At 56.1% G+C, this 26,003-nt stretch carries 24 protein-coding genes; 15 read left to right on the top strand and 9 right to left on the bottom strand.

The genetic code is table 11. The features are described 5' to 3' along the window. The first annotated feature begins 141 nt into the window (after nt 1-141). Together ACRZ95_RS17145 and ACRZ95_RS17140 are read left to right on the top strand one after the other, a co-directional pair. Nucleotides 142-729 (top strand): uracil-DNA glycosylase family protein, encoded by a 588-nt coding sequence (locus tag ACRZ95_RS17145; RefSeq protein WP_170555818.1) that lies wholly within the window; start codon nt 142-144, stop codon nt 727-729. After that, nucleotides 722-1,510: an SseB family protein gene (locus ACRZ95_RS17140; RefSeq protein ID WP_170680427.1), complete on the top strand. Its 789-nt coding sequence runs from the start codon at nt 722-724 to the stop codon at nt 1,508-1,510. The genes ACRZ95_RS17145 and ACRZ95_RS17140 overlap by 8 nt, the downstream gene beginning before the upstream one ends. Before the next feature lie 58 nt (nt 1,511-1,568). Here the strand turns inward: ACRZ95_RS17140 and yghU are convergent, their stop codons facing one another. After that, entirely contained in the window at nt 1,569-2,447 is an 879-nt protein-coding gene (gene yghU / locus ACRZ95_RS17135; RefSeq protein WP_170680429.1) for a glutathione-dependent disulfide-bond oxidoreductase, read from the bottom strand. Nucleotides 2,448-2,676: 229 nt separating this feature from the next. Between yghU and ACRZ95_RS17130 the strand changes: the two genes are divergently transcribed. After that, entirely contained in the window at nt 2,677-3,195 is a 519-nt protein-coding gene (locus tag ACRZ95_RS17130) for a YHS domain-containing (seleno)protein (RefSeq protein WP_170643114.1), read from the top strand. Between the two features lie 69 nt (nt 3,196-3,264). On the opposite strand, the gene ACRZ95_RS17125 is transcribed toward ACRZ95_RS17130, so the two are convergent. Further along, the gene (locus tag ACRZ95_RS17125) at nt 3,265-3,927 is read right to left on the bottom strand and encodes a J domain-containing protein (protein ID WP_170680431.1); all 663 of its coding nucleotides are present in this window, start codon (nt 3,925-3,927) and stop codon (nt 3,265-3,267) included. Between the two features lie 184 nt (nt 3,928-4,111). Continuing rightward, the gene (gene metF, locus ACRZ95_RS17120; RefSeq protein ID WP_170680433.1) at nt 4,112-4,978 is read right to left on the bottom strand and encodes a methylenetetrahydrofolate reductase [NAD(P)H]; all 867 of its coding nucleotides are present in this window, start codon (nt 4,976-4,978) and stop codon (nt 4,112-4,114) included. 94 nt (nt 4,979-5,072) lie between these two features. On the opposite strand from metF, the gene ACRZ95_RS17115 reads away from it, so the two are divergent. Then, nucleotides 5,073-5,978: a LysR family transcriptional regulator gene (locus ACRZ95_RS17115; RefSeq protein ID WP_170680435.1), complete on the top strand. Its 906-nt coding sequence runs from the start codon at nt 5,073-5,075 to the stop codon at nt 5,976-5,978. Between the two features lie 98 nt (nt 5,979-6,076). Next, nucleotides 6,077-6,862 (top strand): inositol monophosphatase family protein, encoded by a 786-nt coding sequence (locus ACRZ95_RS17110; RefSeq protein WP_170680437.1) that lies wholly within the window; start codon nt 6,077-6,079, stop codon nt 6,860-6,862. 106 nt (nt 6,863-6,968) lie between these two features. Here ACRZ95_RS17110 and ACRZ95_RS17105 read toward each other — a convergent pair whose 3' ends face one another. Next, nucleotides 6,969-7,712: a rhomboid family intramembrane serine protease gene (locus tag ACRZ95_RS17105; protein ID WP_170680439.1), complete on the bottom strand. Its 744-nt coding sequence runs from the start codon at nt 7,710-7,712 to the stop codon at nt 6,969-6,971. Nucleotides 7,713-7,754: 42 nt separating this feature from the next. After that, nucleotides 7,755-11,153 carry a bifunctional proline dehydrogenase/L-glutamate gamma-semialdehyde dehydrogenase PutA gene (gene putA / locus ACRZ95_RS17100; RefSeq protein WP_170680442.1) on the bottom strand — a complete coding sequence of 1,133 codons (3,399 nt, stop codon included), beginning with the start codon at nt 11,151-11,153 and terminating at the stop codon, nt 7,755-7,757. Between the two features lie 103 nt (nt 11,154-11,256). Between putA and ACRZ95_RS17095 the strand changes: the two genes are divergently transcribed. From ACRZ95_RS17095 to ACRZ95_RS17070, 6 genes are all read left to right on the top strand, one after another. Beyond that, nucleotides 11,257-11,745 (top strand): Lrp/AsnC ligand binding domain-containing protein, encoded by a 489-nt coding sequence (locus tag ACRZ95_RS17095; RefSeq protein ID WP_170680457.1) that lies wholly within the window; start codon nt 11,257-11,259, stop codon nt 11,743-11,745. A gap of 30 nt (nt 11,746-11,775) precedes the next feature. Next, complete coding sequence (locus ACRZ95_RS17090; protein WP_170680460.1) at nt 11,776-12,342, top strand: tetratricopeptide repeat protein; 567 nt, start codon at nt 11,776-11,778, stop codon at nt 12,340-12,342. Nucleotides 12,343-12,596: 254 nt separating this feature from the next. Beyond that, complete coding sequence (locus ACRZ95_RS17085) at nt 12,597-12,878, top strand: Arm DNA-binding domain-containing protein (protein ID WP_480555294.1); 282 nt, start codon at nt 12,597-12,599, stop codon at nt 12,876-12,878. Then, the gene (locus ACRZ95_RS17080) at nt 12,823-13,338 is read left to right on the top strand and encodes a hypothetical protein (protein WP_480555331.1); all 516 of its coding nucleotides are present in this window, start codon (nt 12,823-12,825) and stop codon (nt 13,336-13,338) included. Before ACRZ95_RS17085 ends, ACRZ95_RS17080 begins: the two co-directional genes overlap by 56 nt. Next, nucleotides 13,304-13,597, top strand: coding sequence for a site-specific integrase (locus ACRZ95_RS17075; RefSeq protein WP_480555292.1), 294 nt, complete (start codon nt 13,304-13,306; stop codon nt 13,595-13,597). Before ACRZ95_RS17080 ends, ACRZ95_RS17075 begins: the two co-directional genes overlap by 35 nt. Before the next feature lie 977 nt (nt 13,598-14,574). Continuing rightward, nucleotides 14,575-15,303, top strand: coding sequence for an SDR family oxidoreductase (locus ACRZ95_RS17070; RefSeq protein WP_170555808.1), 729 nt, complete (start codon nt 14,575-14,577; stop codon nt 15,301-15,303). A gap of 48 nt (nt 15,304-15,351) precedes the next feature. Here ACRZ95_RS17070 and ACRZ95_RS17065 read toward each other — a convergent pair whose 3' ends face one another. Further along, the gene (locus tag ACRZ95_RS17065) at nt 15,352-16,107 is read right to left on the bottom strand and encodes an N-acyl homoserine lactonase family protein (protein WP_170680462.1); all 756 of its coding nucleotides are present in this window, start codon (nt 16,105-16,107) and stop codon (nt 15,352-15,354) included. Nucleotides 16,108-16,148: 41 nt separating this feature from the next. Here ACRZ95_RS17065 and ACRZ95_RS17060 point away from each other — a divergent pair, with 41 nt between their 5' ends. From ACRZ95_RS17060 to ACRZ95_RS17045, 4 genes are all read left to right on the top strand, one after another. After that, a complete protein-coding gene (locus tag ACRZ95_RS17060; protein ID WP_170680465.1) occupies nt 16,149-17,267 on the top strand; it encodes a pyridoxal phosphate-dependent aminotransferase in 1,119 nt (372 codons plus the stop codon). 568 nt (nt 17,268-17,835) lie between these two features. Next, nucleotides 17,836-18,402, top strand: a complete 567-nt coding sequence (locus tag ACRZ95_RS17055; protein ID WP_170680467.1) for a hemerythrin domain-containing protein — start codon at nt 17,836-17,838, stop codon at nt 18,400-18,402. Further along, nucleotides 18,350-19,432 (top strand): glutathione S-transferase C-terminal domain-containing protein, encoded by a 1,083-nt coding sequence (locus ACRZ95_RS17050; RefSeq protein WP_480555290.1) that lies wholly within the window; start codon nt 18,350-18,352, stop codon nt 19,430-19,432. The genes ACRZ95_RS17055 and ACRZ95_RS17050 overlap by 53 nt, the downstream gene beginning before the upstream one ends. Before the next feature lie 598 nt (nt 19,433-20,030). Further along, nucleotides 20,031-23,669, top strand: coding sequence for an autotransporter domain-containing protein (locus ACRZ95_RS17045; RefSeq protein WP_170680477.1), 3,639 nt, complete (start codon nt 20,031-20,033; stop codon nt 23,667-23,669). Nucleotides 23,670-24,151: 482 nt separating this feature from the next. Here the strand turns inward: ACRZ95_RS17045 and ACRZ95_RS17040 are convergent, their stop codons facing one another. From ACRZ95_RS17040 to ACRZ95_RS17030, 3 genes are all read right to left on the bottom strand, one after another. Next, nucleotides 24,152-25,039, bottom strand: a complete 888-nt coding sequence (locus ACRZ95_RS17040; RefSeq protein WP_170637369.1) for a DMT family transporter — start codon at nt 25,037-25,039, stop codon at nt 24,152-24,154. Nucleotides 25,040-25,294: 255 nt separating this feature from the next. Continuing rightward, entirely contained in the window at nt 25,295-25,753 is a 459-nt protein-coding gene (locus tag ACRZ95_RS17035) for a putative molybdenum carrier protein (RefSeq protein WP_170680478.1), read from the bottom strand. A 68-nt stretch (nt 25,754-25,821) separates the two neighbouring features. Continuing rightward, the coding region (locus ACRZ95_RS17030) for an SOS response-associated peptidase family protein (RefSeq protein WP_480555287.1) at nt 25,822-26,003 on the bottom strand (182 nt) is incomplete at its 5' end.

The following is a 26,003-nucleotide window of genomic DNA, read 5'->3' as shown; positions in this document are numbered from 1 at the left end:
TTATGAAACAAATGTTCAATGCATCTTCACAAAGTGCAGATCACATCGTGCCAAACATCAACACGAAAAGATGTTTTGGCGGCAAGTTCGAGGGTGGTTATCTTCCCTTGATACTCACGATTTCGGTGCAAGACTGCGGCTATGAGCGATCTGCAAAAGGAAATCTCGGCCTGTCGGCTGTGTGCGGATGCGTTCGCGCAAACCGCGACGCAGCACGCGCCGCGCCCTGTCGTCTGGTTCCGCTCTGGCACCCCCATTTTGGTTGCGGGGCAGGCTCCGGGCGCGCGGGTTCATGAGTCGGGGCGGCCTTTTACAGACCCCTCAGGGGATCGCCTGCGGGATTGGTTGGGGATCGGCGAAGGAGTGTTTTACAACCGGGATCGTCTGTCCATTGTGCCCATGGCCTTCTGCTTTCCTGGATATGACGACCGCAAAGCGGATCTTCCGCCGCCCGCTTTGTGCCGTAAAACCTGGCATGACCGGGTTGTTGAGGCGCTGGGGCCGGTCCCTCTGACCGTGTTGGTCGGGGGGCACGCCCATAAGTACCATCTTGGAGTGCGCAGTTCGGTCACTGAGACGGTTCGCAACTGGCGGGACCACGCGCCGCACATCTTTGCCTTGCCTCATCCGTCGTGGCGCAATACTGCATGGATCAAGAAAAACCCGTGGTTCGAGACCGACCTGCTGCCGGCCTTGCGGGCACGGGTGCAAGAGGTTCTGAATGACTGAAGCAACGGCGCTGGACACGGCGCATACCGCGATGGAAACTGCTCCGCAGGACGATGCCGTCCGGCTGCGCTTTTTTGAGCGGCTGGCCGATAGTGAGCTGTTCCTGATGCTGACCGAAGAGGCGCAGGGCGAGAATATCTCACCCGAGCTGTTCGACGTGGCCGATGGCCGCTTTGTACTGGCCTTTGATCGCGAGGATCGGTTGGCGCAGTTCGCCGGACGTCCCGTTCCCTATGCGGCGCTTTCGGGGCGTATCCTGTCTTCGATGTTGGCAGGGCAGGGGATCGGTCTGGGCCTGAACCTCGAGGTCGCGCCATCCTCGTTGCTGATCCCGTCCGAGGCGCTGGGCTGGCTGGCGACAACGCTGGAACATGCGCCCGCCGAGGTCGAAGAGAAACTGGCCGAGTTTTTGCCTCCGACCGGCCTGCCGGAAACCCTGTTGCGCGCGTTGGATACGAAGCTGTCGACTGCAATCGGTCTGGCGCAGGAGGCCTATCTGGTCAGCACCAAATCCGAAACCGGCGCTTCGGGCCACTTGCTGGGCTTTGTCGGGGCCGTGGACGGGGCGCAATCGGCGCTGGCCAAGGCTGCATCCGAGGCGCTGACGTTTTCGGGGATCGAAGCCGGAGCGATGGATGTCGGGTTCTTTGCACACGAAGCGCCCGCTGCTGCGTCTTTGGCGAAGGTTGGTTTGCGGTTCGACCTGCCTCAGCCAGAGGCCCGAGACCTAACCCGACCTGTGCCCGGTAGCGATCCCGAGAACCCGCCGATCCTGAAATAAAGAAGCGCGGTGAAGTCTTTTGCACCGCGCCAAATGTCCCGAACGAACCTCGAAGAGATTAATCCGCTGCCGCTTCCAGCTTGTCCTGCGTGCGGGTATCAAAATCGCTGGTCTCATGGCGTTCATGAAGCTGCGTATGCGGCTCGCCAAACGCGCGGTTGACCATGCGGCCCCGCTTTACGGCCGGACGCGCGTCAATCGCCTTGGCCCAACGCATGACGTTTTCATAGGATTCCACATCGAGGAACTCGGCAGCATCATAGAGACGTCCAAGAACCAGCTGCCCATACCAGGGCCAAATCGCCATATCCGCGATCGAGTAATCCTCGCCTGCGATATAGGTGTTTTCGGCCAGTTGACGGTCCAGCACGTCCAGCTGGCGCTTGGCTTCCATGGCGAAGCGGTTGATCGGGTACTCCCATTTCTCAGGCGCATAGGCGTAGAAATGGCCGAATCCGCCGCCCAGATAAGGCGCGCTACCCATCTGCCAGAACACCCAGTTCATCACTTCGGTCCGTTCCGGGCCTGACTCAGGCAAGAACGCTCCGAATTTTTCGGCCAGATGGAACAGGATCGAAGCGCTTTCGAAGACGCGCACTTGTTCCTCGCCCGACCGATCCCAGAGCGCTGGGATTTTCGAGTTTGGGTTCGCCTCGACAAAGCCCGAGCTGAACTGATCCCCTTCGCCGATATTGATCAGCCACGCATTGTATTCGGCTTCTTCGTGACCCAGCGCCAAAAGCTCTTCGAGCATAACTGTCACTTTGACGCCATTTGGCGTGGCCAGCGAATAAAGCTGCATGGGGTGGCGGCCAATGGGCAGGTCCTTGTCATGGGTTGCGCCGGCGATGGGGCGGTTGATATTGGCGAAGCGTCCGCCGCTTTCGCTATCCCAGGTCCAGACTTTAGGGGGAGTGTAAGTGGATTGATCGCTCATCTGATGCCTTTCTTGCCAATCGCAGGGCTGCAAAGCCGATGCGCTAACAGCTAATGTTGCAAATCCCCGAGTCCAACCCCGCTTGACGCGGGAAACTGTAATAATTCTCTCACGAAATCTCGTTGATGGTCACACCGGCGCGAGCGGGCCTACGAAGCGCCCCAGAATCGCTTATTGTCTGTGGTGTCAGCCAAACGGCACCCCCGATACACGAAAAAGGAATGACCACATGAAACGTTTTGCCCTGTCTTTTGCTGCGGCCATGGCTCTGGCAATTCCGGCTTTTGCAGGCCCCCAATATGTCGACGGAACCGGATTCGCGGTCTCTGGCTATGATGTTGTCGCCTATCGCGGCCTTGATCAGGCACCGGTGGGGACGTCGCAGCCAGAAGGTGTACGCGGCAATGCCGACATCACGGCGGAATACAATGGCGCAACCTGGGCTTTTGCATCGGAAGAAAACCGCGACAAGTTCCTTGAGAACCCGGCCTACTACGCACCTCAATATGACGGGCATTGCGCCTATGGCGTCTCAAAAGGTGGCAAGGTTCCGGCAAACCCGAACCTGTGGCGTATCGTTGATGACAAGCTGTACCTGAACATCACCGACGTTGTTGTGGGCTTCTTCGAAGAGGACATCCCCGGCAACATCAACCTGGCCGAAGGTAACTGGCCCGGTATCGAAAGCGCGGACGCATCGACCAGCGTAATCCCGAAATTCACCTCGGAAGGTCCGGTCAGCAACTAATCGCGCAGACAATGTCGTAAAAAAAACAGCCCGGCTCCCCTCCACTGAGCCGGGCTTCTTTCTGGCTGACTATCCAGCCAGCCAGAATTCGTCGATCATGTCCTGATTGGCTTCGAACCGGATACGGACACTCTTTGCCCCCGGAAATTTGCGTTCGCAAATGGTGTCAGGAATCACCACCTCGCCCGGGCCGGCATTGTTGGACTTGAAGCTCAGAATCTCGGTCTCGACATGCCGTCTGTTGCTTAGCAACGAGGTCGGAAGAGCGATGCGGTTCGCCCCTTCGGTAACCGGCGTCGCCACGAAAAAGGTCAGGTGACGACCATAGCATCCGACGGCATCGGGCACATGGTCTGATGCGGCCGGTGCAACATCTGCGTCCCGAGGCGATGGTGAATCCGCCATATGCGGCAGTGCTTGCGTCGGGTTTAGCATGGATTTGCAGGCGGAGATGTCTTCGGGCGGTAACTCGATCACGCGCTTTTTGAGGCGCGGCCGTTTCGGCATCTGCGGGCCCGATGCGCCTTTTGCGCCCAACCCCTGTTTGCGCAGAAAATCATAGGCAGTCTTGGCGCGCGAGAAGTCTTCGCAATCCCCCGGCATATGGTCGGGATGCGCTCGGAAGGCAATATTGCGCCAAGCTTCGCGGATTTCGTCGGAACTGGCAGAGGGGGACAACCCTAGGTCCGCCAGCGCGCTGTTTCGCGCTGCGATCTTATCGACAGGTTTCATACTCAAAAACACTCATTAACGTACACGAGACCAGTTTGAGTACGGTCACGATTTTGTCAAATTCTTCTCAAGATTGAACTAGTTGCGGGGAACAATGATCTGGCCGTGCAGACATTGTTCCAGCGGCAAGGCAAAATGCCCACGCTTTCGGATGGCGCGGGTATTTCGTCTTTGTCGACAGGGATCAGGCGACGTTCTGCAGTTCGGCTTTCGGGGTGATCCCAAGGGCGAAGCACACGTCGCGGGTCAGCTCGGGCCGGTTCAGGGTGTAGAAGTGCAGCTTGTCGACGCCGCCCTCCAGCAGGTCCGAACACAGCTCGGTGCAAAGGGCCGTAGCCAGCAGATCCTCGCGGTCATCGCGCAGGGCTTTTTCAAAGGCGTGATCGACCCATTCGGGTATCCGAGTGCCGCAGCGCTGGGCAAAGGCGCGCGCGCCTTTCCAGTTTTCGATCGGCAGGATGCCCGGCACGATCGGCTTGTCGATCCCGGCTTTGGCACAGGCATCGCGGAACCGGAAGAAGGTCTCGGCCTCGAAGAAGAACTGCGTCAGTGCCTCATCGGCGCCCGCGTCCAGCTTGGCCTTTAGCCAGTCGATATCGGTCCGCGTATCCCGTGCTTCGGGGTGAATGTCGGGATAGGCGCCAACGCGAATGCTGAACATCTCGGTTTCTGCGAGGGCCTCAATCAATTCAACAGAGTTTGCAAAACCTTCGGGATGAGGGACAAACCTGTCCTGACCCTTCGGCGGATCGCCACGCAAGGCGACAATATTTTCCACACCGGCACGAGCGAAGGTGTCTGCAATATCCAACGTTTCCTGACGCGAGGCATCGACGCAGGTCAAATGCGCCGCAACCGGCAGGCCCGATGACTTGTGCAAAGTCGCGACTGCATCGCGCGTTAGCTCGCGCGTGGTGCCGCCAGCGCCATAGGTGACCGAAACGAACCGGGGCTCCAGAGGGGCCAGCGTCTGCACCGTATCCCACAGCCGAAATGAGGCCTCCAGCGTTTTGGGTGGAAAAAACTCGAATGAGATTTCAGGTTTGGTCATCGCAGCCTCTCAGGATAAACTGAGGGTCTTGTCGCACGGTACGCATTGTGAGACAAACTCATATTCCTCAAGAACAACATGAGCTCCACTTCACATGCACATCGAATTCCGGCACCTGCGCACCATCAAGGCGATCCATGACTGTGGCGGCCTTGCACGTGCGGCCGATCAGCTGAACATCACCCAATCGGCGCTGAGCCACCAGATAAAGGGGCTGGAGGATCAAGCCGGAGTCGAATTGTTCCTGCGTCGGTCCAAGCCGATGAAGCTGTCGGCGGCGGGTCTGCGTCTGTTGCGGCTGGCCGAGCAGATTCTGCCTCAGGTCGAGGCCGCGCAGCATGAGTTCTCATCCCTGCGCGATGGCCGCACGGGGCGGATGCATATTGCGATTGAATGCCACGCCTGTTTCGAATGGCTATTTCCAGTGTTGGAGGCCTTCCGCAAATCCTGGGGCGATGTCGACGTAGATATCCGCCCTGGCCTCGCATTCGACGCGCTGCCCGCCTTACAGAAGGAGGAGGTCGACCTGGTGGTATCCTCTGACCCCGAAGACCTGCCGGGTGTCGAGTTCGTGGAGTTGTTCGACTATAACCCGGTGTTCGTCGCCGCATCTTCCCATCCGCTGGCCGAGAAAGACTTCATCGAGGCCGAGGATTTTCGCGGTCAGACCCTGATCACCTATCCCGTCGAGCGCACGCGATTGGACGTGTTCAGCCAGTTGTTGATCCCGGCGCGGGTTGAACCAGCCAGCATCCGACAGGTTGAACTGACAGCCGTGATCCTGCTGCTTGTCGCCTCAAATCGGGGGATTTCTGTCCTGCCGGATTGGGTCGTGCGCGAGGTCAAATACAACTCAGACTACGTCACCCGCCCGCTGACAAAAGAAGGGATTACACGTCGTCTCTATGCCGCTGTCCGCACTGAGGATCTGGAAAAACCCTTTGTCCAAGAGCTGGTCAAACTGGCGCGAGACGAGGCGCAGAAGTTGCAGGCGCAGTAACGGCGTTTCGCTAAGGTCTGCTATGCGCATCATTCCTCTTGGCAAGGGCGCATTGCATCAGTATACGCGCGGTTTGACCGGACAGGAGCCTTTTCACAATGGTTGGCAGTGCAAATCTCAACATCATGATCAAAGCCGCGCGCAAGGCGGGGCGGTCTCTGGTCAAGGATTTCCGTGAAGTCGAGAACCTGCAGGTGTCGATGAAAGGCGCGGGCGATTTCGTGTCCAAGGCCGATATCGCCGCTGAAGCCATCCTGAAAGAGGAACTGCTGGGCGCGCGTCCGACCTATGGCTGGCTGGCCGAAGAGGGCGGTGCGATTGACGGCGAGGACCCGACCCGCCGTTGGATCGTCGATCCGCTGGATGGCACAACCAACTTCTTGCACGGGTTGCCGCACTGGGCGATCTCGATCGCGCTGGAACACAAAGGCAAGATCGTCGCCGGTGTGATCTACGACGCCGCCAAGGACGAGATGTTCTTTGCTGAAAAAGGCGAGGGCGCCTGGATGAACGATATGCGCATCCGCGTCTCGGGCCGTCACCGCATGATCGAGTCTGTTTTCTCGACTGGTCTGCCCTTCGGTGGTCGCTCGGATTTGCCTGCCACGCTGCAGGATCTGGCGCGCCTGATGCCGGCATGTGCCGGCGTGCGCCGCTGGGGCGCAGCCGCGCTCGACATGGCTTATGTGGCGGCTGGTCGCTACGAGGGCTTTTGGGAGCGCCGCTTGAACGCATGGGACTTGGCCGCCGGGATCATCATCGTGAAAGAGGCCGGTGGTCTGGTTCAGCCCTTGAACCCCGAAGGCAGCATTCTGGAAGATGGCGAGGTCATCTGCGCCAACGAGCCGATCTTTGACAGCTTTGCCAAGGTCATCCGGGGCTAGATCGCTTTGCGTTTGATTTGAATCGAAAAACGCTGCCTCTCCCTTCGATCGAACGCGCATTTCGACCACTTTGCCTCAGATAAAACGCAAAACGCTTTAAACGCCTTTACCTACGCGGCACGCGCGGGATCCGCGATTGCGAAAGCTTGTATTTCGTCTCGGGGTGAGGCGGGTGACCGTGCGTGCGGTCCCAGTACGCTGGCCCTCCGCGTTTCAGCCAGAGCGGGATGCACAGGATCAGCCCCACGACGAACCCTCCGGTATGGGCCCAATAAGCAACGCCGCCTTCGTTGGGGTTGCTGGAAAGACTGCCGAAAAACTGCAGGGCCAGCCAAACCCCGAGCATCACGAAGGCCGGGATGGTAAAGACCCTGAAATAGACGATCAGGATCAGCAGAATATCCACGCGGGCTTTGGGAAAAAGCAGTAGATACCCGCCCATCACGCCAGCAATCGCTCCGGATGCGCCTATTGTGGGTACTATCGAGTCGGGTGCGGTGATCACATGGATCAGTCCGGCTCCGATCCCGGCGACAAGGTAGAACAGCAGAAAGGGCAGGTGGCCCATTTCGTCTTCCAGATTGTCCCCGAAAATCCACAGAAACAGCATGTTGCCCGCCAGATGCATCCAGCCGCCATGCAGGAACATCGAGGTCACGAAGGTCTCGAGTGCGACCCCTTCGGCGCTACGGGCGGGAATGATCGCGTAGTCGAAATAGAACCGCTGAAGCACCCGTGCGTTGTCCATGATCCCGACATAGCTGACGAAGATCAGGATATTCGCCGCCATCAGGGCGTAGACAACATAGGGCGTGCGCCCCGAGGGGTTGTGATCTCGGATCGGAAACATGGCGCGACGCTGGGCTTTTCCGCGCCCAGCGTCAAGGTCAGGTTATGCCGCACCACCCAACAGCGCCGCATTGCCGCCCGCCGCCGTTGTATCGACGCAGACATGGCGTTCCGCCAAGACCCGCGTGCGATCCGGCAGGCCGGGGATCATGGGCAGGATCGGTCCGTCGCGCCGCGCCAGATGCTGTTCGATCTGACGGGCGGTTTCCTCGTCGCCCCACCAGACAACGCCCGCGAAGCCCGTCAGGTTTTTCAGACGATGCAGGTCGAGCGTGCCCGTTGCCTCAATCGCCGTCCCACCCAAGGCCAGAACCGCATCTGCCTGAGCGCACGCAGCGGTCTCGCCGGGGCCGAGGCACAACAGCGGAGGCCGCGCAAATTCAGATAACCGGTTTGATTCCCCCGTAGGTCCGGGCAGGGTTTGGGTGCGAACCGGGGCCGGTTGCCCTTTCGGCGCAGGCAAATCCGCAGTCGTCTGCCATGTCTCTGAGGTGCTCTGACGATCGGGAGCGCAAAACCGGGCCATGTAGTTCGGCCCGCCCGCCTTGGGGCCTGTTCCCGAAAGCCCCTCGCCTCCGAAGGGTTGAGATCCCACGATGGCGCCGATCTGGTTGCGGTTGACATAGACATTGCCCGCGTGAATCGCCTCGGTCACATGCTGAACCCGGTCGTCGATGCGGGTGTGCAGGCCGAAGGTCAGCCCGTAGCCAGTGGCGTTGATGTCGGCGATCACCGCGTCGATCTCTTGCGCTTTGAAGCGGGCAACGTGCAGAACCGGGCCGAAAATCTCACGCTCAAGGTCCGAGATGCTGCCGATTTCGATCAGGGTCGGGGCAATGAATGTCCCCTCGGGCGGCGTGTTGAGTTCTTTCAGAACGCGCCCTTCTGCACGGGCTTTCGCGACGTGATCTGCGATCCCCTGACGCGCGGCCTCATCAATGACCGGCCCGCAATCGGTCGAGATCTGCCACGGATCTCCGACCTGCAGTGCGTCCATCGCGCCTTTGAGCATGGTCAGCACATCCTCGGCGATATCCGCTTGCAGATAGAGGCAGCGCAGGGCCGAGCAGCGCTGGCCGGCCGACTGAAACGCGCTTTCGATGATGGACTGCACCGCCTGTTCCGGCAGCGCCGTGCTGTCTACGATCATCGCGTTCAATCCGCCCGTCTCGGCGATGAGCGGCGTACCGGGGCGCATGTTCTGCACCATGGCCGACCGGATTTTCAACGCCGTCGCCGTCGATCCGGTGAACGCCACGCCCGAAACGCGCGCGTCGGAGGTCAGCGCAGCCCCGATCTCCGGTCCGCCGGGCAGTAATTGCAATACATCGCAAGGAACTCCGGCTTCATGCAAAAGTTGCACCGCCCGATGCGCGATCAGAGGCGTCTGCGGTGCGGGTTTGGCGAGGACAGCGTTGCCGGTCGCAAGAGCTGCCGAAATCTGTCCGGTGAAGATCGCCAGAGGGAAGTTCCAGGGGCTGATACAGGTGAAAATTCCGGCCGGTTTGGCGTCGGGAATGTTCGCCGCGTAGTAGCGTAGGAAATCCACTGCTTCGCGCAGCTCGGCAACGGCATCGGGCAGGGATTTCCCCGCCTCGCGTGCCAGAAGGGCGAAGAGCTCTCCGAAATGAGCCTCATACAGATCGGCGGCTGCGTTCAGAGCTTTGGCGCGTTGTTCTGCCGGGGCTTGCCATGGGCTGGCCGAGGCCAGGGCAAGCTCCACATCCGCAGTGCTGGTCGGTGCAACTGTGCCAGGCTTGTCCAGCGGTTTGGCCGGGTTAATCACCGGCTTTTCAGCCATGGGTTTCGCGTCCTCGGACAAGAGCGGCCCGGCATGCCACTCGGTTTCTCGAAACCGATCCCGCGCTGCGTCGATCTGGTCCAGCGTTGGTGTGTGGTGCAGATCAACGCCCTTGGAGTTGGGACGCTCGGGCAAAAACAGCTCTGGCCCCGTCGGCAAGTGTGACTGGGGTGTTTCAATTGCGGTGAACGGATCTGCAGCGACCTCTTCCGGTGGCACGGCCTCATCCACAATCTGGTTCACGAAGGAAGAGTTCGCGCCGTTCTCCAGCAGACGCCGAACCAAATAGGCCAGCAAATCCCGATGCGCCCCAACCGGCGCGTAGATGCGGCAGCGGGTTTTGTGCGTGCCCAGAACCAGCCCGTGCAGCGTTTCGCCCATCCCATGCAGACGCTGGAACTCGAATGGCTGCCCCTCGGCCATATGCAGGATGGCGCTGACGGTATGAGCGTTATGCGTGGCAAATTGCGGATAGATCCGGTCGGTCATGCCCAGCAGCTTGCGGGCGTTCGCGATATACGAGATATCGGTCGCGGCCTTATGGGTGAAAACGGGGAAGCCATCGACACCTTCGACCTGCGCGCGCTTGATCTCGGTGTCCCAATAGGCGCCTTTGACCAGCCGCACCATCAGCTTGCGATCATGGCGTTGGGCCATGTCGTAAAGCGTATCCAGAACTAATCCGGCGCGCGGGCCGTAAGCCTGAACCACAATGCCGAACCCATCCCAACCGGCCAAGGCAGGCTCGGCCATGACCTCCTCGATGACTTGCAGGGACAGAGACAGCCGGTCGGCCTCCTCGGCGTCCACGTTCAGGCCCATGCCAGCGGCCTTGGCCAGCAAGGCCAACGCGCGCAGGCGGGGGACAAGCTCATCCATGACCCGCGCCTCCTGCGCCAGTTCATAGCGCGGATGCAGGGCGGACAGCTTGACCGAGATGCCGGGATTGGCGCGGATATCGTCATGGGTGCACGCCTCGGCAATGGCGGCGATGGCGCGCGAATAAGACAGGTGATATCGGGCGGCGTCGGCCTCGGTCCGGGCCGCTTCGCCCAGCATGTCGTAAGAATAAGTGTAGCCCTTGGTCTCCATCCCGCTGGCGCGATCCATGGCCGATTGAATGGTCTCGCCCAGAACGAACTGACGCCCCATCTCCTTCATCGCGCGTCCAACAGCGGTTCGGATGACCGGCTCACCCAGCCGCTTGATCGCCCCGCGGATGGCGCTTACGGGTGAGGCTTTGCCCTCATCCAATACCTTGCCGGTCAGCATCAAGGCCCAGGTCGAGGCGTTGACCAGCGATGATGAGGACTGTCCCAAATGTTTGCCCCAGTCCGAGGGCGCGATCTTGTCTTCGATCAGCGCATCAATCGTATCCGCATCGGGTACTCGCAGCAGCGCCTCGGCCAGGCACATCAGCGCCACGCCTTCGTCGGTGGACAGGCCGTATTCGGCCAGAAACACTTCCATCATGCCGGGCGAAGTGCTGGAGCGGATATCGCGAACCAACTGAGCGGCCGCGTCGCAGATGGCGCGACGGTCCGCCTCGGACAGGGCGGCCTGGTCGGTCAATGTCTGCAGAACGGTCGATTGATCGGCATAGGTGTGGGTGTCGATGGATGTGCGCAGGCTGTGAGACATTGTTCCTCCGGGCGTTTTTGTCAGTATACGCGGATTTTTTCGGGACAACGGACTGAGTTTTGTCATAAACAGGATAAATGAACTGATTTTTGACGGTATTTCGATGCAAATGGACTTTCCGAACCTCGACCGCTTTGATCGCGCGATTCTGCAGGCTCTGGCCGAAGATGGGCGCATCTCGGTCGCGAATTTGGCGCGGCGGATCGGGTTGTCGAAATCGCCGACCCAGGCACGGTTGAAGCGGCTTGAGGCAGATGGGGTGATTACAGGATACCGAGCAATGTTGGATCCGATCCGGTTGGGGCTAGATCACGTGGCCTTTGTCGAGGTGCGCATGACTGACACGCGAGAAAAAGCGCTGGCCGAGTTCAATGCCGCGGTCCGCAAGATCGCGGAGATCGAGCAAGCCCATATGATCGCGTCGAATTTCGACTATCTGCTGAAGGTGCGCACCGGGTCGATGTCGGAATACCGCGCGGTGCTGGCCGAGAAGATCTCGTCTCTGCCGCATGTCGCCAATACCTCGACCTTTGTTGCGATGGAAGCGGTGAAAGAAACCGGTTTGCTGGGTGGCATCGACCGCGAAACTTGACCAAAGCGGATTGTGCGTCACACTTGGTCTATGATCCGCACGTTCATAGCACCTGTCTTTGCCCTTTGGCTTACAACTCCCGCTTTGGCGCAATCCTGCCCGTCTGCACCGGACCATACGGAAGGAATGGGCGCGCTGATTGCACAAATTCAACAGGCCGAGTCGCAGTCCGAGGCGCGCGGGATTTCCAACCAGATGTGGGAGCTGTGGACCGATGCGCCCGACCTGCGCGCTCAGAAGCTATTGGATCGTGGCATGGCGCGGCGCGAGGCATCGGATCTTCTGGGCGCTTTGCAAGAGCTAGATGAACTGGTGGTCTACTGCCCGGACTATGCCGAAGGATACAACCAACGTGCTTTCGTCAATTTCCTGCGGCAAGACTTCCCTTCGGCCTTGGTTGATCTGGATCGGGCGCTGGAGCTATCCCCAAATCACATCGCGGCCATGAGCGGCCGTGCTCTGACGTTGCTGGGTCTGCGACGTCTGGATGAGGCCCGCACCACCCTAAACGCGGCCCTTGAGTTGAACCCATGGCTGTCCGAGCGCGCCCTGCTGGAACCGGGCGGCGCGCTGGAGCCGCCGGGCGAGGATATCTGACAGACCCGCCGCCCCAAGGAAATGCACGCCCGGCGTGATTTCGGTTTTTGATGTCCCTAGACGCTTGGATTAGCCAACCCAAACATTGAGCGGGTATAGCTTATTGGTAAAGCCCCTGCCCTCCAAGCAACAATGATCAGTTTCACTGAGTATCGTGTAGTTGCTATATCTTTCATCCAGTTCAATAATATGTTGCAGCTCGTACCATGTGGTAGCAGTTACTATCATGCTGTTTGCGACAAAAAGCCGATAAGATGCCAAAGCTCGCAGAGACATTCGCACGCAAGGTTCCGCAGACAAAACAGGGCACCGCCAAGCACTGGGATGGCGAGATCAACGGGCTTGTGCTCTTCGTTGGGAAACAGTCAAAGACCTGGTACTTCCTGAAAGACGTTGGGGGCCAAACGCGGCGTGTTTTGATCGGGCGCTACCCGATGATTTCCGCAGATACTGCTCGAGAAACTGCACTGGGATATGCGCTTGACTGGGGCAGGGGAGCGGGCAAGCGTTTTACAGATCGGAGCGCCCACGGTTGAGACGGCCATGGAAACCTATTTGGCACGTCCCGAGCTTCGGTCTGAGGCTCTCCGATCTGGGGTGCGTCAGCAGTTCGAGCTACATTTGAAAGATTGGCTGCGCCTGCCGCTGGATGAGATAACCAAGTCGATGGTGGTTGAGCGTCACAGATCCATGGCGGCAACACCATCCTCCGCAAATCACACATTGAAGTACTTTCGGACGGTCTGGAACCATGCGCGGCGCGTACATGATCTGCAGGAAGGCCCGACGATGGCTATCGATTGGAATGAGGAGCAACCGAACGGTTCGATCATTGAGGACTCGAGCGCATGGCGCCTTGCCGTGGATGAGCTGTACAACCCCATCCATAAGGTTTCCTACGAACTGCTCTTGTTCACAGGCTTCCGCAAAAACCGAGGCACTGACGCTTGTATGGAGGAATATGTACGAAGATCACATCCATCTGCCGATGACTAAGAACGGGCGCAGCTTTAATCTTCCCATCTTACAGTTTCATCACGAGATATTGGCACCTCTGCGAGGTCTGCATCGTCAATGGGTGTTTCCGACGCCCAAATCGCCCAGCGGGCATTTGAAGGGACCTGAACGTCTGCAATGGTCCATTCATTCCCTTCGCCGAACACTTGCGACGGTCGCCATGGAGGCGGGGATATTGGAAGAGATTGTGGGGCGCCTGCTCAATCACACGCCGCTGTCAATCACCGGTCAGCGCTAAGTGAAGCCGTCGCTCGACGCGCTAAGACCAGCAATGGATACAGTGTGCAGTGAACTGAGCGCTCGCCTTGAGCGAGGTCGGAAAGACACTTAGCCGGCAGCATCGAGGGGAAGTCATTTTCGTGTCACAAGGCAAAAAGATAGACCCGTTCAAACCTCTGAGAAAGAAGCTATTGGGAAAGGAACATCGTGCCCAGGGGGCCTTACGAGGAGATTGTACAAGACTATGCCCAAAAATACTTAGAAAGCCCGAAGTTTGATCTGAACGCCGTTCCGGAATTCGTAAGTATGATTTGCTCAGATGGACGCCTAGCGACGGTTCTGGATGGGCACAAATTGCAATGGCATCGTGGACTGGTCTCTTTGTGCAGCCCGGAGGTTGATGGGCAAGTTGGGGCAGCGGCGGACCTGCACTTTGAAGCCAACAATAACTTGTATCGGAGGTGGCACGCGGTCGATGATAATTATGGCCCGCGGTGCGCGTCATCAACCAGCACCAAAACGCAAAACTCTGAATCTTAGGGCGAAAGTCCATGCCCGGGCTTGTACATTCCCGACCGCAAGGCCTTGAGTGATAGCTACGTATCTGATGTGCTTAAGCCATATGCCTTATCAAAAGTTGCAGGCGTTAAGCCAAGGGACCGGCGGGGGAAGTCAAATTTTTCCGCGTGAAACTCTTAAAGGGGGGCAAACCGAATTGGAGCGGAAACCGGTCGTTTTATTCACCCGCAACGGTTCCATAATGGAATGTCAAAAGCAGACGTTCAAAAAAGTATGATCGCCTTTCGCGAGGCTGATTTGTCAACAAATGTGCAGCAATGCGCAGAAAGCGGACTTTGCAAAGTCTAGCTTGAGCTCAAAACGAACGCGCGCTGAATTCAAACGGAATTGACTTTCTCGGTTTTCAGAAAAAGGGGTTGTGAGTTTTCTGCTTTAACTCGGAGTATCCCAAAATATACCAAGGTGGGAGGATTTGTTATGAAAACAGCGGTAGTGACTGGTGCAGCGGGAGGGATGGGGCAAGCCATTTGTCGCCAACTGCGGGCAGATGGGTTCCACGTGTTTGGACTGGACCTCAACGAGGAGGGCCTAGGTGAAACGTCAACTGAGTTAGGTTCGGAATTCACGCCTATCTGCGTTGACTTAACGGATCCCATTGCTATCGCTCATACGTTTGATGGAATTAGGTTAGAGTATGGCGGTCTGGATGCTTTGGTAAACAACGCGGGCACCTGCTTCATGTCTGACTTCCCGCACATTCCGCCCGAGGAACTCGAAAAGCAGATGGCGATAAACTTTAACTCTGCATTCCAATGTTGCCAGCAGGCGGTTCAGTTGATGTTGGAACGCGAAGGCATCAAAAAGATTGTAAATATCTCATCGAATGGAGCTTACAATTTCGATGTGTTCGACCCTCCCCATTACCGGGCGTCAAAAGCGGCGATGGATACACTTACGAAAGACCTTGCCCGTCGATACGCGCAGGAAAAAATCTGTGTAAATTCTCTGGCACCTGCCATGACTGAGACACCGTTGTTCAATGTCTTAACCAAGGACGTCTTGGAGAAAGCCGTTAATGCTATGCCGCATGGCCGCGCGATGCTGCCCGAGCAAATCGCCGCTTGGGTCGGTTTTCTAATTTCGCCGGCTGGTGATGTTTCCAGTGGAAATGTGATTATTCTGAATCAAGGTCGCGACGTCAGATAACTCCTAGGCGCACCGTTGCCTTTATGGAAAATGGTCCGTGGGGTGGGATCAGCTGTAGCCTTCTGGTGCTTTTTTCAGAACAGGCCATTGCTTTGGACAATGCCCATAGATTACGAACGCATCTCGCTCGGATGCCAGACGCATCAACCTGTCTGCGCTGGCAATCGCTGCATCCTCGTCCCAAGACCCGGCAAACTTCTCGTCGATTTCTGCTGGTCGGGAAATCGCATCACTGGTTAGTAAAACCGTCCCCGATGGAAGATCGACCATTACCGCGATCTGGCCAGGCGCATGACCGGGTGCCATCAAAACGAAGATACCTGGCCCAATCTCTACGTCGTCATCAACAACCAGGTAATCCTGATCGGGCCATTCCAAAGGCCGCATTTCGCCCCAGTACAACGGGCGGGGTAAGGCTCGCTCCGCAGCAGAGATAAGAATTGGACTGCTTGGAAAGTCGCCCAGTGCGCCGATATGGTCGATATGGGTGTGCGTACAAATCTGTAGTGTTATGTCTGACGGAAGAAGCCCGAGTTTTGCCAGTTGTGCGCTTGGAAGATTGTCTGGTTCACACTTCAAGACCTCGCCGAACTCGAACAATCGATCTTCTTTGACTGCGGCGTCAGTGGCGGTGGCATATTTTTCGGGGAACCCGGTATCGATGAGTATTGCTTCTCCCAAATCTGTCCGGATCAGAAACCCGCAGATACCAATTATGCGGCCAGTGGAATGAACCTTGAACAGCCCGTAGTCCAAAACCGAAAGGTCAATCGGTCGCCCTTTGACAAATCCCTCTGCTTGCACAGACTATCTCCCTGATTGACTACAAAGATTTTGAGTAGAGCATGAAAGTCAAGATACACACACTCTTTCAGTACCTACTGGATACCACAGAAACGGATCCAGAAGCTTTCGTCGGGTTTTCCTTGTCCGAGTCACCGCGTTTGGGTGAGTTCATCGATGCGCTGGATCCAGCGCTGCCGTTGGATTGGAACCAAAAGAGTTTTCGGGGTCTGCCTGCTTTACGACGACATGTCTTGGACCGCGCCGGCTTGTCTGATGTTTGCAAGCCAGACGACGTTCTGATCACCGCCGGCGCAGCAGAAGCCAATTATCTTGCATTCATGCAATCGGTCCAACCGGGCGACGAAGTCGTAACGGAACGCCCGGGTTGGCCACAAGCGGGTGTATTGGCAGAGGCGGTTGGCGCGAGGCTAAAAGTTGTCGACCGTGAAGAGAGTGCTGGATGGGTATTGCCGCTCGACAAAGTTGAGGCCGCAGTAACGGAACGCACTCGACTAATCTTTATAACCAACCCCAATAACCCCTCCGGGCAGTTGATGACACAAGCAGAGCTGGAAAGGCTTGTCCAAATCGCAGATCGTGTAGGTGCATGGCTGGTTGTTGACGAGGTTTACGCAGGATTGGAGTGGGACGGGTCCCGCGCGCCTTCGACTGCCGGTCTGTATTCTAGGGGTATCACGACTGGCAGCGTTTCCAAGGCACTGGGGCTCCAGGGGCTACGCACCGGCTGGATGATATGCCGTGATCCCGATCTGATTTGGGACGCTATTATTCTGCGGGAAAACTCGAGCGAAATTATGAATATTCTCGGCGAAGTCATTGCCGAAATCGCTTTGAGGCCTGACCGATACAATCAGGTTATAAAAGCTGCACGGGCAGCTGGGATGAAAACGCTGGAACGCCTGGATAGGTTTGTTGCCGATCAGCCCAACCTCGATTGGGTCAAACCTCAGGCTGGATTAATTGGTTTGGCACGGCTCGATGGGATTGATGGCGACGTGTTCGCCAAACGCTTGCTCGCTGATCCCTATCGGACGTTTCTCTTACCGGGCTCGTCTTACGGGATGCAGAACCACATCCGACTGGGTGTGGGGGGAGGTGTTGCTGCCAACCTCGACCTTGGCCTACAGCGCACGGGCGAACTGTTGGCGAACTGGTAGAGTTAGGACACTCATTTCGGCTTCTCAGCCTGCAACGCCGGTCAAAAAGTGCTGCCCGATCAAAGCTGACATTGAGCGTCTTGATGGTGCAAGTTCACCCGCCGTGTGCTGGAAGCTTTTCCGCTAGAATAGCGCTGGTTGCGCGCTAGTTCGAAAATGGAACAACCGATTCATAAAAAAGGTTCGAAATGACAGGTTGGACAACTGAAAACGTCCAAGACTATCCGCGACCACCAGCGCTGCGGGTAGTACCCCATCGTGTGCGGATCGAGCTCGGCGGTCAAACCATCGTGGAGATCGATCATGCGTTTCAGGTTCTCGAAATCCGTCACGCACCAACTTAATGTATTCCGCCGCAAGACGTTGATACCGTTCTGACAAAGGCCTCGGGTAGCCGCAAAGACCTACAAGATTTCATTCAGCACGGCATCGAAGCCTAGAAAGGCAAGATCGCTGGTTTGTGTTGGACCGACTTAGCAGGGGTTCGCTGACGCATAGTGACTGTGCGTTCTCGCTAGTGGCGAGCAGTTGCCCGACCTCCCATCTTTGGCCTGAAAGGAGACAACCGATGCTCGATACATATACCATTCGCCAAGACGACATGCCTCAAGAGATGCGGTTTCTCTTGAAGCAATACCCCCGCGACAGCTGGGAAGCCCATCCGGGTTTCAAAGAAAAAACCAAACATTGGCTCGGTGCGCATGAGATGTTCCGCCGTGTGGCAGAACGTATTCGACTGGATACAGAGAAGCTGTTGAGCAGTGACATGGGGTTGGACGACTACGTGGGGCGGCTGTCCTACTATGGCCGCAACCTAGTCGGGAATCTGCATGGCCATCACGGCTGGGAAGATCGCAGCTATTTCCCTGAATTGTCTGCTGCGGACCCTCGTTTTGATGCGGGGCTTGAGTTGCTGGAACAGGATCACTTCGATCTGGATAAGGTGCTGAGTGACTTCACCCGCACGGCGAACCGTGTGATCAAGCTATCCGCACTTGATAAGGCGCAAGCTTACGACGAAGGCGGACAGCTCCATGCGACGAACAACACGATTGAAGCGTTCCTTAAACGGCATCTCAGCGATGAAGAAGAATTGGCTGTGCCAATCATCTTGCATCATCGGCTCAGAGGATGATGCTGAAGTCATGACCGACACGTCTACCGAAGAAGACCAAACTGATATCAACAAGCGCCGCGCACGGGGTGAATTCGTGCGCGGTGTCAGCGGCTTTCGCCACGCTATTGGCGATCCTGTGTTTCCGACAGAACCTGATCGCTATCACCTTTTCGTAGCACTGAATTGTCCGTGGTGTCACAGAGTGACGCTGGCGCGAAATGTGTTGGGCCTTCAAAACAGCATCACGATGGACGTTGCATTTCCAAACCGCACTGGCGACGACGATCCAGAGGCGCCAAACCTGTGGGAGTTTGCACCTAATCGGATTGCATCGCTCACAGGTGAGACTTTGCCAGAATGCACGAGCGAGACCGGCACCGGCAAAGGACTGCGCCTTGCCAAAGAGATCTATCGTGCCGAAGGCTCTGAAGAGCAATCCCTTCCAATCCTGTATGACAAGATTGCAGGGCGCATTGTTAACAACGAAAGCGCTGAAATTGTCCGAATGCTGGACGCTGCGGCGGATTCACTTGGCAGCACAATCCCGGCGGCTGAACGCGTTAGGCTTTACCCAGACGAAGTGCCGCGTCACCAAATTCACGACCTGAACGAACGAATATATACAGCGATTAACAATGGTGCTTACAAGGCCGGGTTTTCGTCTGATCAAACGATCTATGAAACAGCTTTTGACGGCTATTTCGAGACACTCGAATATTTGGAGGAACATCTCTCAGACGGTAGGCCCTATTTGACAGGCAACCACTTTTCAGAAGCAGATCTTCGCCTGTTCCCAACTCTCTATCGTCACGATCCGGTCTACTATGTGCGGATGAAACTTAATGGTGCCCGAATCCTGGATTACCCATACTTGTGGCGGTGGCTGTGCCGTGTATACGCGTTGCCCGGAATTGCCGAAGCAGGGTCTCTTGTACACTGCCTCCAGGGTTATTTTGGACGCAGTTGGAATGGCGTCGTGCCCAATGGGCCTTTCAAGCCAATGTCGTACCCAGAGGCCTATCGCCACCCTGAACTCGCAACACTGTAGGCCTCGTCAAATTGTATTTGGGAGGCCTAACTTCGAAAACAAACGTTTCTGTTTTGGACTACGGGAGCATTTTTCCTCCGCATTTCTTAACCTGCAAAGTTTAGTTGCAAATGTCCGGTTTGGTCTGCCGCCCGGTCATTAATGTGAAAAATAGCGAAAGGCGGCAACGAGCCCAAAATGGCAAATGCCGCACAATGTGTTTACTGGTGGGCACCACGCAATGCTGTCCTTAAAGTGACAACGGACGGTTCAAAGCTGCCGCTCATCGTTTTTCAGATCCTACATGTGATCAAATTGCATCATACAAAAGGCCATTCAGAAGTTTGTTAACACATCGTTAATTGGAACATCAAAAAGCCATCATTTTTTTGCCTCTGGCATGTGCGCGGAGAGTTCCGCGCAAAAAAAACGGTAGTGGTTTCCAAACCACCCTTAAGTGGTGAACAAGATGTTTCGAGTATGCGGTTTGAACCGTAGAGCGTGCCGTCATGCGGCGGCGCTTTCCAAAGCACAGCCCAATAACAACCATCGGGTTAGACCTACCTTATTTTGCGTCTTCGCGGTTCCGGTTGCGGCCGGTTCAATAGGTTTGGGGGCAATGATCGGAGTGGCAACTCCTTTAAGTGCGCAAACGGTTGTTCCTCCGTCAAACGGTCCGTGCACTGTTGCGGGTGACGTCGCCACCTGCACGGGAGATGTTTCGTCGGGTGTCCAGGCAAGCGGACCCACAATCGAAACGCTCAATATCAATAGTGTTACTGCACCTGGAATTGCACCTGGCGGTGGAACCGACGGCGTTGCCTTTGCCACACCATCAGGGAACGCAACCCTTAGTATCCAGACGAATGGAACCGGCGGCATTGTTACCACGGGCAATGGCGCGGATGGGATTGTTGTAGATGCAAACGGCGCCGGGGAAGTTTTGATCACTTCGACCGGCGACATTGCAACAAACGGACGGCGCTCCTTTGGTATTCGATCCGAACTTGAGGGTGACGGCACCGTTTCGGTGAACTCGACTGGCAACGTTACAACATCCGGACGCAGCCGAAGCGTCGGAATCGGCGTCACTCAACAAGGTGGTGATGGCAACGTGTCAGTAGTATCAGATGGTCGGATCAACACATCGGGCAGCCGTTCAGACGGAATTAACGCCAATCAAGACGGTGGAGACGGCGCGGTATCGGTCAACTCAGTGGGCGACATCAGCACAGCTGGAAGTCGGTCTACAGGCATCACCGCTCTTCAGAGTGGTGGCGAAGGGGATGTCTCGGTGGTGTCGGATGGCAATATCTCGACGGAAGCTAACAACTCTGGCGGGATAGTTGGACAGCAAAGCGATGACGATGGCGATATCGCGATCCAATCGACGGGAAATATCACAACAGAAGGCAACAACTCGAATGCCATCTTGGCGCGCCAAAATGGCGGCGAGGGGAATATTACCGTTGAATCCGAGGGCGACCTCTCGACTACCCGTAGAAACGCCCGCGGGATATTTGCCCGGCAAGACAATGACGATGGATTTATAACAATCCGTTCGACCGGAAACATCACGACGGCCGGGAATAACGCTGATGGTATCTTGGCGCGTCAAAATGGCGGCGACGGGGATATCACCGTAGAATCCGAGGGCGACCTCTCGACTACCGGAAACAACGCCCGAGGGATCTTTGCCCGGCAAGACGACGGTGACGGCTCTATCACAATCCGTTCGTCAGGAGACATCACGACGGCCGGGAACAATGCGGATGGCATATTTGCCCGCCAAAGGGGCGGAGAGGGAGATATCAATGTCACCTCGTCGGGCGACATTTCGTCCGCACGGGACGGCATCCGTGCGCTTGTGACCAATGACGGCGATATTTCCATATCGAACCGAGGCGATGTCAGAGGTGAAGCAGCAGGCGACGGCATCAACGCAACGGTAAATGGCGTGGGTGACGTCGTCATCGACAGCTCCGGGAATGTTACCGGCAGGGATTATGGGATCTACGGTGCAGCCAATGGAACGGGCAACGTAACGATCACCTCTAACGGCAACATTTCGGCTGATGAAGAACATGCGATCTTCGCAAACGCAGAGGACGGGAATGTAACCGTCGATGCGACGGGCGATATCGAGTCCCGCGACAGTGATGCGATTGATGTGGAAACCGGCAGCCCCGGAGGCGTGATCGACGTGATAGTGGCGGGCAATATCTCTGGCAGCGCTATTGGCATTGACGCAGACGCCGAGGATTCCGGCGATATCAGTATTCAGGTCACGGGCAATATTCGCGCTGGTTCGGATGACGGTATCGAGGCTGAAGTTGATGGAGACGGCAATATCTCGATCACGATGAATGGCGATATCGATGCTAGCGAACACGGGATCCGCAGTTTTGTGGCCGGTGACGGAAACATCTCGGTTGAAACGTCTGGCGAAATAGCGGCTGAAAACATTGACGGCATCAACGCGGAAATTGACGGAAGCGGTGATATTGCCATTTCGGCAACCGGCACCATCGATGCCGAAGTTGACGGAATCTTTGCCCATGTGACCGACAACGGAAACATACGCATTACAAATTCCGCATCCATAACCGCCAGAAACGACGAGGGAATTGACGCCGAAATCTTCGGAGACGGCGATGTCTTCATAGAAAACTCGGGTCAGGTAACCTCTCGCGAAGACGATGCGATTGAAGTGGATGTCGAAGGAAGTGGCAACGTCAGCATTGAAAACTCTGCCCGGCTTACCGCCGATTCCGACGCGATCGACATTGAGCTAAACGGTGACGGCAACGCGAGGGTCACCAACAGCGGGGCGTTGCGTTCGCTGGACAATAACGGGATCGAAGTGGACGTAGATGGAATGGGTTCGATCACCATTTTGAACACAGGAAACATTGATGCGTTCGAATACGGTATCGAAGTCGAAGATCGTGACAACAATGCCGCCGCAACCATCACAAACTCGGCTCGCATCACCGGTCGCGAAGGCTTTTCCATCGTATTCGGCGGGGACGGGAACGACACGTTGACGCTCGAACCCGGCTCAGCCCTGACCGGTTCGGTCGATTTCGGCAATGGCAATGATGGCATGGGGGGCACGAACCCGAATGACATTGACACGCTGAATTTTGCGCCCGGGGTGAATGCGGTTGTCAACTTTGCCGATGCATCGGGTAGCGATAGTGATCTTGCGTCCGCCCCCGAAGTCGTCAATTTCGATGGTACAGGCGTTTTGATCAACAATGGCCTCACGGCGGTTTCGGTGGATACGACAGGATTTGTGGCCCAAGGCACCTTTATCAGCGATCTGACCGACGCAGTGTTCAATACGATTGAAACCGCCAGCCCCTATGACTTTGGCTCATCCGATGGTCAGGTCAGCAGGAATCTGAGTCCTTTCGGGTATGCCGAACAGGATGGTGGTCCCTATGTTTGGGGTTCAGCCTTCGGCGGAGATCGCGATGTTGAAGAAGAAGGCTCAAGTCTTGGTTTCAGCCATAGAATGTACGGTTTTGTGGTTGGCGCTGAAACGAATGAGTTCATCGGAAACAGCGATTTTGGTGTTCTTGTTGGCTACGACGATAGCCGCATCTCGCTGGATCAGGATGCAGGTGATACTGATATCAAGTCATATTTTGGCGGTGTTTATCTCGAAAGGGACTACGGACAATATCGCATCAACGCAGCTCTCCTTGCTGGCATAACCGACAATGAAGTGACTCGAAACGTTGATGGCGGCGAAGCGCAAGGCGATTTTGATGGGACGTTCGTTGCTCCATCGCTTTCGATCTCGGCCCCCATCAACGCTTTGCCAATACCTGCCTTCTTCAGTGCTCGCGCAAGCTATGTATTTCTGAAGCTTGACGAGTATACCGAAACAGGAACCGCGTTTCCTCTAACGGTCGAAGATCGGAACGTTTCAGTCTTCAACTCGCGGGCGCAATTGAACTTCCCTCGCCTCTACGAGGGTGCAAATGGATCGAGCACCTACCTGAACTGGGCAGTCGGAATTGACGCAACTTTCGATGCAGGGTCCGACGATGTAGACGCGATCGTAGCGGCGACGCCCTTTTCTTTCGTAGCGTCTACAGAAGATGCCGCTGCTGGGTTTCTTGGCTTTAAGCTTGAACATATTTCTGCAGATGGAAATAGGTCGGTAGGCTTCAGCGGTGAATTTCAATCAACCTTTGGTGGTGGATCCAGTATTGTTGGAGAACTCACAGCTTCCATAAGGTTTTGAACCTATGGAGGGCTTCTCACTTGGTCGATTGTTGTTGCCGAAAAGCCTTTTCAATCGGGCTGGCTTCCCAACCATGGGAGCGCCCGTTTCGTTTCGTCAGGCGTGATCAAGAGATCTCCATTCACGATATCAGAGGGATTTTTTGTGTATAGGTAGCTAGCCGAAAACTTCGTCGCAAAGGTCGATTTGCGCCTGCTGCCAAATGGACTGGCATCTGCAGCGAATGTCCGCTTGCCGACGTCTTGAGGTTTTTCGTGGCATTCACGAATTGCTGAAAGCTGCCGTAAGGTCATGCGCTGCGAAATCACACTTTGTCCGCAGAGTGGTCATTCGACTCAACTCTTTCCAATGTCTGCTCTGCGGACAAAGCGCCAAATCGCGAGAATTGCACCAAGTTCAGCTTTGAGTACTTAACTCGTCCAAGCGGTCGATTGTTTATTTGATGATAGGTGTTGTTTTGTGTTCAGACAATTCGATGTCTCTCAGGACGTTTTCTTTGATTTATTAGTCGCCAAGAAGACGCCAAATCCAGCGACAACCATCCCAACCCAAGCAATCGGCGGCATAACTTCTCCGAGGACCAGCCAAGCAACAGCTGCCGCTCCCGGTGGGACTAGAAAAAAGAGCGCGGAAACTTTCGACACTTCCCCGGCGCGGATCATGGCAAGCAACAAGCCAACGGCGATGAGTGAACTTGCAATGATGAGATAGACCAGCGACGCAAAAAGCTGCCAAGTCCAAGTGATCTGCATGGTTTCAAAGGCGACCATGAATGGCGCAACCCCTAGCAAACCCGCTGTAAACCCGACCAAATTTGCAGTGACAGGATGGTGCGAAACTCCGAAGCGCTTCTCCCACAAGGTTCCGCCGGTAATGCCGATCAGGGCGAGTGCGGCGAAAAGAAAACCAACGAGTGGTGGCGTAGCAACCTCGGACATTGCCGTAATGACAAGAACCGCCCCCGTCAGGCCAAGGGCCAATCCGGCCCATTGCCGCCAGCTCACACTTTCACCTGCCCAACGCGGCGCGATCAGGCTGGTCAGAATGGGCTGCATAGCGAGGATAAGGGCCAGTGTTCCAACCGATAAACCTGCATTAAACGACATGTAGCACATGCCAAAATACATCGCCTGCAGTAGAAAACCAACGATGGCCAAGTGCATCCACTCTTTAGATGATTTTGGCAGCGGTGGGCGCAGGATTGCAAACAACCCGGCCATAATTACCACTACACAGGCAAAGCGCAGTGCTAGGAAAGTCATCGGCTCTATATAGCCGAGACCGAACTTGGCACCGACATAGCCGGTTGACCACACCGCCACAAATATACCTGGTGCAAAAATAAGCCATGTGGGCCGGTCGGCGGACAAGAAAAATACCCTCGGCAAGTGTTGGTGTCGGACATCAGGCAATATTCACGCGAACTCTGAAATACACTGAGCATGGAAATAGTGAAAATGAAATGGTTTAGCAGACATCTATCTTGCCATATCGAGTGACAAGAAATTCTCCGCTACCTAAATGGTGGCAGTATGGAATTTTCGATCATTGGACCGCAGGAGTTGTTAATACCGTCAGTTTTACCAGTCAGCTCTTTAAGAACTTCGGGCGTGTGAGAAACTGGCCTAGGTGGTCGAAAAAGCATCGCTCAGGAAAGCAAACGCCTTTGAATATACGCCAGGTGCCTCGGATTCACGTGGTCCGGCTACGTTGAGAACCGAAGGCTTGATCGATGAGACCCATTGCCGAACCCGCTCAGTTTCTAGACGGTTTTTATCTGCAAGCGCGATACGCAAAACCGGTTTTCCTACCTCAATTGCGACTTGATGAGTATAGTTCGTGCCGGGGCTTTCTGATCCATCAGTTAGAATAAGCGTAGCGTCGCTTGAAATGACGTTGAGTCGGGTTCTGACGTCTGGTTCAGCCGACGGTGCCTCCGTCAACCCTAAGTATCGTTCGGAAATGCGGCCAGCTTCGTTGATTCGACCTTTGGGAACCCAGCCGCCGTAGCTCAAACCGCGTTGGATAGCGAACTCAAGTGCAGCCAAGTCTACGCCAGTTTGCCCACCCGATACGATTTTCACGGTAACCTTCCTGCTGGATCCGACTTCTCACCTTCGCCAGACCGAACAATTTGCGTTTCGTTCGAATTTTAGAGCTTCACCAGTTCAAATACATCATCCCCGTTGCCATCCATCCATTGCTCATAGTCCTCCGGCTTGAGGATGGCGGGCATTCTCTGCGGGTGTATGGGCTTTACCAGTTCATTGGCCGTCGTGGTGATGACGGTGTAGGTTTCAACCTCCTCGGGCCCTTCAAGGCCCTGGTATCGCG

The organism is Ruegeria sp. AI3 (genome assembly GCF_056541245.1).
The sequence above is the reverse complement of the archived record's forward strand: the minus strand, read 5'-3'. Positions and strand labels throughout refer to the sequence as shown.

Bases quoted from the DNA above. Each gene is read 5' to 3' on its own strand.
- ACRZ95_RS17145 (WP_170555818.1), top strand. From the start codon at position 142: ATGAGCGATCTGCAAAAGGAAATCTCGGCCTGTCGGCTGTGTGCGGAT.
- ACRZ95_RS17140 (WP_170680427.1), top strand. From the start codon at position 722: ATGACTGAAGCAACGGCGCTGGACACGGCGCATACCGCGATGGAAACT.
- yghU (WP_170680429.1), bottom strand. From the start codon at position 2,447: ATGAGCGATCAATCCACTTACACTCCCCCTAAAGTCTGGACCTGGGAT.
- ACRZ95_RS17130 (WP_170643114.1), top strand. From the start codon at position 2,677: ATGAAACGTTTTGCCCTGTCTTTTGCTGCGGCCATGGCTCTGGCAATT.
- ACRZ95_RS17125 (WP_170680431.1), bottom strand. From the start codon at position 3,927: ATGAAACCTGTCGATAAGATCGCAGCGCGAAACAGCGCGCTGGCGGAC.
- metF (WP_170680433.1), bottom strand. From the start codon at position 4,978: ATGACCAAACCTGAAATCTCATTCGAGTTTTTTCCACCCAAAACGCTG.
- ACRZ95_RS17115 (WP_170680435.1), top strand. From the start codon at position 5,073: ATGCACATCGAATTCCGGCACCTGCGCACCATCAAGGCGATCCATGAC.
- ACRZ95_RS17110 (WP_170680437.1), top strand. From the start codon at position 6,077: ATGGTTGGCAGTGCAAATCTCAACATCATGATCAAAGCCGCGCGCAAG.
- ACRZ95_RS17105 (WP_170680439.1), bottom strand. From the start codon at position 7,712: ATGTTTCCGATCCGAGATCACAACCCCTCGGGGCGCACGCCCTATGTT.
- putA (WP_170680442.1), bottom strand. From the start codon at position 11,153: ATGTCTCACAGCCTGCGCACATCCATCGACACCCACACCTATGCCGAT.
- ACRZ95_RS17095 (WP_170680457.1), top strand. From the start codon at position 11,257: ATGCAAATGGACTTTCCGAACCTCGACCGCTTTGATCGCGCGATTCTG.
- ACRZ95_RS17090 (WP_170680460.1), top strand. From the start codon at position 11,776: ATGATCCGCACGTTCATAGCACCTGTCTTTGCCCTTTGGCTTACAACT.
- ACRZ95_RS17085 (WP_480555294.1), top strand. From the start codon at position 12,597: ATGCCAAAGCTCGCAGAGACATTCGCACGCAAGGTTCCGCAGACAAAA.
- ACRZ95_RS17075 (WP_480555292.1), top strand. From the start codon at position 13,304: ATGTACGAAGATCACATCCATCTGCCGATGACTAAGAACGGGCGCAGC.
- ACRZ95_RS17070 (WP_170555808.1), top strand. From the start codon at position 14,575: ATGAAAACAGCGGTAGTGACTGGTGCAGCGGGAGGGATGGGGCAAGCC.
- ACRZ95_RS17060 (WP_170680465.1), top strand. From the start codon at position 16,149: ATGAAAGTCAAGATACACACACTCTTTCAGTACCTACTGGATACCACA.
- ACRZ95_RS17055 (WP_170680467.1), top strand. From the start codon at position 17,836: ATGCTCGATACATATACCATTCGCCAAGACGACATGCCTCAAGAGATG.
- ACRZ95_RS17050 (WP_480555290.1), top strand. From the start codon at position 18,350: ATGAAGAAGAATTGGCTGTGCCAATCATCTTGCATCATCGGCTCAGAG.
- ACRZ95_RS17045 (WP_170680477.1), top strand. From the start codon at position 20,031: ATGATCGGAGTGGCAACTCCTTTAAGTGCGCAAACGGTTGTTCCTCCG.